5 protein-coding genes are annotated in these 4,816 nt (G+C 48.3%); 4 read left to right on the top strand and 1 reads right to left on the bottom strand.

Annotated elements, in window-relative coordinates; genetic code table 11:
• On the bottom strand, positions 1 to 162 hold a 162-nt coding region (locus RMO27_RS09070), incomplete at its 3' end, for a YiaA/YiaB family inner membrane protein (RefSeq protein ID WP_309731548.1).
• A 190-nt stretch (positions 163 to 352) separates the two neighbouring features.
• Between RMO27_RS09070 and rimM the strand changes: the two genes are divergently transcribed.
• The 4 genes from rimM (at position 353) to RMO27_RS09050 (ending at position 4,491) form a co-directional block, all read left to right on the top strand.
• Positions 353 to 979 carry a ribosome maturation factor RimM gene (rimM, locus tag RMO27_RS09065; RefSeq protein WP_396133649.1) on the top strand — a complete coding sequence of 209 codons (627 nt, stop codon included), beginning with the start codon at positions 353 to 355 and terminating at the stop codon, positions 977 to 979.
• 205 nt (positions 980 to 1,184) lie between these two features.
• Positions 1,185 to 2,177, top strand: a complete 993-nt coding sequence (locus RMO27_RS09060; RefSeq protein ID WP_309731544.1) for a permease — start codon at positions 1,185 to 1,187, stop codon at positions 2,175 to 2,177.
• Positions 2,167 to 2,931: a TIGR03943 family putative permease subunit gene (locus RMO27_RS09055; protein WP_309731542.1), complete on the top strand. Its 765-nt coding sequence runs from the start codon at positions 2,167 to 2,169 to the stop codon at positions 2,929 to 2,931. The genes RMO27_RS09060 and RMO27_RS09055 overlap by 11 nt, the downstream gene beginning before the upstream one ends.
• Before the next feature lie 99 nt (positions 2,932 to 3,030).
• Positions 3,031 to 4,491: a hypothetical protein gene (locus RMO27_RS09050; protein WP_309731540.1), complete on the top strand. Its 1,461-nt coding sequence runs from the start codon at positions 3,031 to 3,033 to the stop codon at positions 4,489 to 4,491.
• The last annotated feature ends 325 nt before the right edge of the window (positions 4,492 to 4,816 follow it).

Here is a 4,816-nt window from a genome sequence, read left to right as displayed (position 1 = left end):
AGCGATCGAAAAGCCCAATCCCATCCCCACAAAACCTTTGACCCACAAATCCACAGGTAGATAAATCACGCCAGTAGTCGTCATTCCCACCGAGAGGACAAAGGATACCCAAGTTTGAAAAATCCACGCATTACTATCTTTTTGAGTGCCAATCTGTTGCATGTTCTTTGCTCCCGTACTTAGTTAATGATGAAATGATTTGGTGTGTCGATATCTCAATCCTAAACTGCAAAAATCTCGATCGAGCGTCACAATGGACAGTTTCTCAACTGGCTCGATCTCCGAATACTCTCACGAATGAACTTTGTGGTTTAACATAAAGATCGCTCTGCTCTTCCTCCAGAATCGATCCATGACTAATTCACCGCCCAATGCACCAAAGGTTTCGACAGGGAAGCAATTAGTACCCCCAGATGGCTGGATGGAAATCGGCTCGATCGTTGGCGCACAGGGGATTAAGGGCGAGGTGAAGGTGTATCCCAACTCAGATTTCCCCGAACGGTTCGAGCGGGCGGGCGAACGGTGGTTGTGGGGCACTCACGATCTCCAACCGCGATCGATCCAACTCCAAAAAGGCTATGAAATCCCTGGTAAAGGCTTATATGTCGTCCAACTAGAGGGTATTGGCGATCGATCTCAAGCCGAAAGTTTGCGAGGACAAATGTTATTACTCCCCACACACGATCGACCCAAACTCTCACCAGGCGAGTATCACAGTCAGGATTTGATCGGTTTGCCCGTCTTTCATCAGGTGACGGGGCAAGCCATCGGCAATGTGGTCGATATTTTTACGGCTGGACATGAGATTTTAGTGGTAGATGGATCGGCTGGTGAAGATGGCACCGCAGCAGCGATGATTCCTTTTGTCAAAGAAATCGTGCCAGTTGTCGATCTCGCCAATCGGCGGATTGAGATCCTCCCGCCACCAGGATTATTAGAACTATATCTACCCAAGTTCAAGTTGACAGTTGACGGTTGACAGTTGACAGGGGTACTCGAACGGAGCACATATCGCGTAGTCTATCCTTTAGGAGACACTGACTGAAATTAGATCCAAAGAAAGATCGCGGCGACCTCATCAAATCTCGATCGGGTCGAGCCTGTCTAGATCTGTCAGGAATAGATCGTGGTGATGCTAGGATCGATCGCGAGTCATAAGTAAATCAATAAATCCCCCGATCGAGATGGAACAGCTTAATAATGCGTTTACCCTCTTTTTGAGCCTGCTGGTAGAGGCAATCCCGTTCCTGTTACTAGGAGTGCTGTTATCGAGCATCCTCATGATTTTTATCGACGAACGCTGGTTGATGGCACGGATGCCCAAACATCCCGTATTGGGGGCATTTGCGGGTAGTTGTATCGGTTTTTTGTTGCCAGTATGTGAGTGTGGCAATGTCCCCGTGGCGCGGCGATTGATTATGCAGGGGTTGCCGCTGCCAGTGGCGATCGGGTTTTTGATTGCCGCACCGACAGTCAATCCGATCGTGATTTGGTCTACGTGGATTGCTTTTCACGATCGGCCGGAAATCGTGGTTTTGCGGGTGGTATTTACACTACTAATTGCCACCATTATTGGCTGTATTTTTAGCACTCAAACCGATCTCAAACCGATCTTACAACCCGCGATCTCGCTAGGTACAATTCGCGCCCAACCAAAAGTTAGTACTGGTTATAGTCTGCTCGATGGCGGTGACTTTATGCTCGGTGGCGCGGGTGAGGCACCGCTGAAGATGACTCAAGATCTGCTGCAACCACCCACAAGATCGCTCCGCGCTAAGATTAATTTAGTGCTGGATAATGTCATGCAAGAACTCCGAGAACTGGGAGGCGTATTGGTACTCGGTAGTGCTGTCGCCGCCGCAATCCAAACCCTGACCCCGCGCGAACTGATCGTCAGCCTGGGACAAGGGCCAATTTTGTCGATCGTGGTGATGATGATTATCGCTGGTTCGATTTCGATTTGTTCGACGGTGGATGCTTTTTTTGCCCTCTCATTTGCGGCAACATTTACCAGCGGTTCCTTACTCGCCTTCTTGGTATTTGGGCCGATGTTCGACCTCAAAAGTATCGGCTTGATGCTCTCGATTTTTAAGCCCAAAGCGATCTTTTATTTATTTGCGATCGCGACTCAATTAACATTTTTATTCACCCTGTTCGTGAACTTCCATGTCAGTTAAACCACCCACCGATCGATCCAACTTGCGTAAGTCCTGGTTAGATATTCTGGCTGTGACGACCTGGGGAATTTTACTGCTCAAATATGCGATCGACGGTACCCTGTACATTTTGATCCACCCCAGTTATTATCTCCTCGTTACCGTCACTGGTGCCTGTTTGCTGACGATCGGTTTATGGCAGAGCTGGCGACTCTATCGCGGTAACATCGCCACCGCCACCGAACAGCACAGTAGTCTGCTACCGACAGGTGCCGCCTCGATGTTACTATTGGGTACCGCGATCGCCGGCTTGATTATTACCCCCAAACTATTTACCAGCAATGCCGCCATCCAACGGGGTGTCTCCGCCGAAGCTGTCACCGTCACCCGCAGCCAAGCCAAAGCCTTTAAAACCAACACCAAACCCGAATCCCGCACCCTGGTAGATTGGAAACGCACCCTGGCTAACTATCCCGAACCCGATGCCTATCTCGGTCAAACCGCCAACATCAACGGGTTTGTTATTTATCCCAAAGAACTACCAGCCAACTATCTGCTGCTATCGCGATTTGTGATTACCTGTTGTGCTGCTGACGCTTACCCCATCTCACTGCCGATCAAATTTACCGGCGATCGCCAAACCTATCCCCAAGATAGCTGGCTCCAAGTCAAAGGCAAAGCCAGCGTTGAAACAATCTCCGGTACTCGTCAACTCGTGATCACAGCTACCGATCTCAAATCCATTCCTGCACCGAAAAATCCTTATCAGGAATAGTGAATAGTGAATAGTGAATAGTGAATAGTGGCTGGATTTTGGAACAATTCTCTAGCTCACAGTCCCCCCCTCGCCCCACTCCCCGCTCCCAATTTCCTCGTGACCACTCAAACCCCACCCCAACCACTCGATCGCCTCGCCATCACTGTCATGGCTGTCTTGGCAGTCGCGATCGCGATCTTAATCTGGAGCGGCGATCGCACATTGCCGCAGATTCGCGATTTTAGTTGGCAAAATCGCAGTGTTAGTGCTGAAGATATCGCCTTTACCCTGACTTTCAACCGCCCGATCGATCGCGCCGCTGTCGAACAACAACTCAAAATCGTCCCCAAACTACCTGGGAAAATCAGTTGGGCGGGGTCTAAATTGGCTTATACACTCGCACATCCCGCTCCCTATGGTCATACCTATCAAGTCGATTTGCAAGGGGCGCGCGAGGCGATCGGCACCAAAACTGGCAAAGAAATCGTGCCATTTCGCGGGCAGTTTCGGACACCCGATCGGATGTTTGCGTACATTAGTAGCAGCAAAACAGAGCGCGGTCGGATTGTTATTTACAATTTCAAAACTCAAAAACCGCTCGTACTTAGTCCCGAAAATTTAGTCGTTACTGATTTCAAAGTCGATCGTCATAGTCAAAAAATTGTCTTCACGGCTAGCGATATTAGAACACTCCAAAATGGTCAACCAGCGATCGCCTCTCAGCAAGTTTATAGCGTGAGTACGGGGATTGCCCCTCGGAATAGTGACGGCCAATTCACGCCACCAGGAAAACTCGAACTCATCCTCAATAATCAGGACTATCAAAACGTCAAATTCGATCTTGCTCCTGATGGTAAAACCGTCGTCGCGCAACGTGTCAATCGCAAAAAGCCCAGTGATTTTGCGCTGTGGGTAGTCCCCCTCGACAAATCGGCTCCGCCTCGCCCACTCAAACAAAGTGGCGATTTTGTCATTACTCCCGACAGTAGCCAAATTGCTGCTGCGGTGGGAGAAGGGGTCTCAATTTTTCCAATTGCCGCAACTGAGGGCAACAACAATCTCGACTTCCTACCCAAATTTGGGAATGTGCTCAGCTTTGCCAACGATGGTAGTGCTGTGGCGATGGTGAAATACAATAGCGACTATACAAAGTCATTAGTAATCGTTAACAATCTGGGCAGCGAGCAGCAAATTTTCAAAACTAATGGCTCACTGTGGGATGCGAAGTTTTCACCGGCCAAAGATATCATTTATTGTCTGGCGACCGAACTCAAAACCAAGGGAAATAACAGCTATGAGGAACCTTTTTTGACCGCGATCGATATCAAAACTCAAAAGATATTATCGATGACTTTGTTACCGATTCAGCAGGGCATTCAGATGAGTTTGTCACCAGATGGATTGGCAGTAATGTTCGATCAAGCCGACAAAGGTGAGAGTACGAATCAGATTGTGCAAGGGAATAGCAATGGGATTTTGTGGATCTTACCGATTCCACCGAATATCCGCGAACTGACTACGCCAGTTACTGCCGAGCGATTGCCGTTGGCGGGTTGGCATCCGCGTTGGTTAGAGTAAGGGACGATTGGATAGTTGAGCGATCGAACATTGCATAAGTAGGTAGGTACAATTGTCGAATAGATTATGTCTGAAATCTAGCTGGTGGGCAGTGCCCACCCTAATGGCTCTGAAGAATTGAATAATACTATGAATGATAATCAACCTAAGAATGTTTTTGATTCAGACAATTACCTCAAGCATTTATTTGCCGTATTCAAATCTTATCCAAAAACGACATTTTTTAGGGGGAAACGCAGAATTCGGACAAATCTGCACGCTAAGGATTTCTGGTGTCAGGAAAGGCTCTATGACCTGTGATCGAATATGTCAATAAATCATGAAA

The sequence above is a fragment of the Chamaesiphon sp. OTE_75_metabat_556 genome (assembly GCF_031378165.1).
In the GTDB taxonomy this organism is placed as follows: domain Bacteria; phylum Cyanobacteriota; class Cyanobacteriia; order Cyanobacteriales; family Chamaesiphonaceae; genus Chamaesiphon.
This window is presented reverse-complemented; position numbering and strand designations above follow the sequence as displayed.

Excerpts from the sequence above, each read along its gene's own strand:
- rimM (WP_396133649.1), top strand. The coding sequence starts at position 353 with ATGACTAATTCACCGCCCAATGCACCAAAGGTTTCGACAGGGAAGCAA.
- RMO27_RS09060 (WP_309731544.1), top strand. The coding sequence starts at position 1,185 with ATGGAACAGCTTAATAATGCGTTTACCCTCTTTTTGAGCCTGCTGGTA.
- RMO27_RS09055 (WP_309731542.1), top strand. The coding sequence starts at position 2,167 with ATGTCAGTTAAACCACCCACCGATCGATCCAACTTGCGTAAGTCCTGG.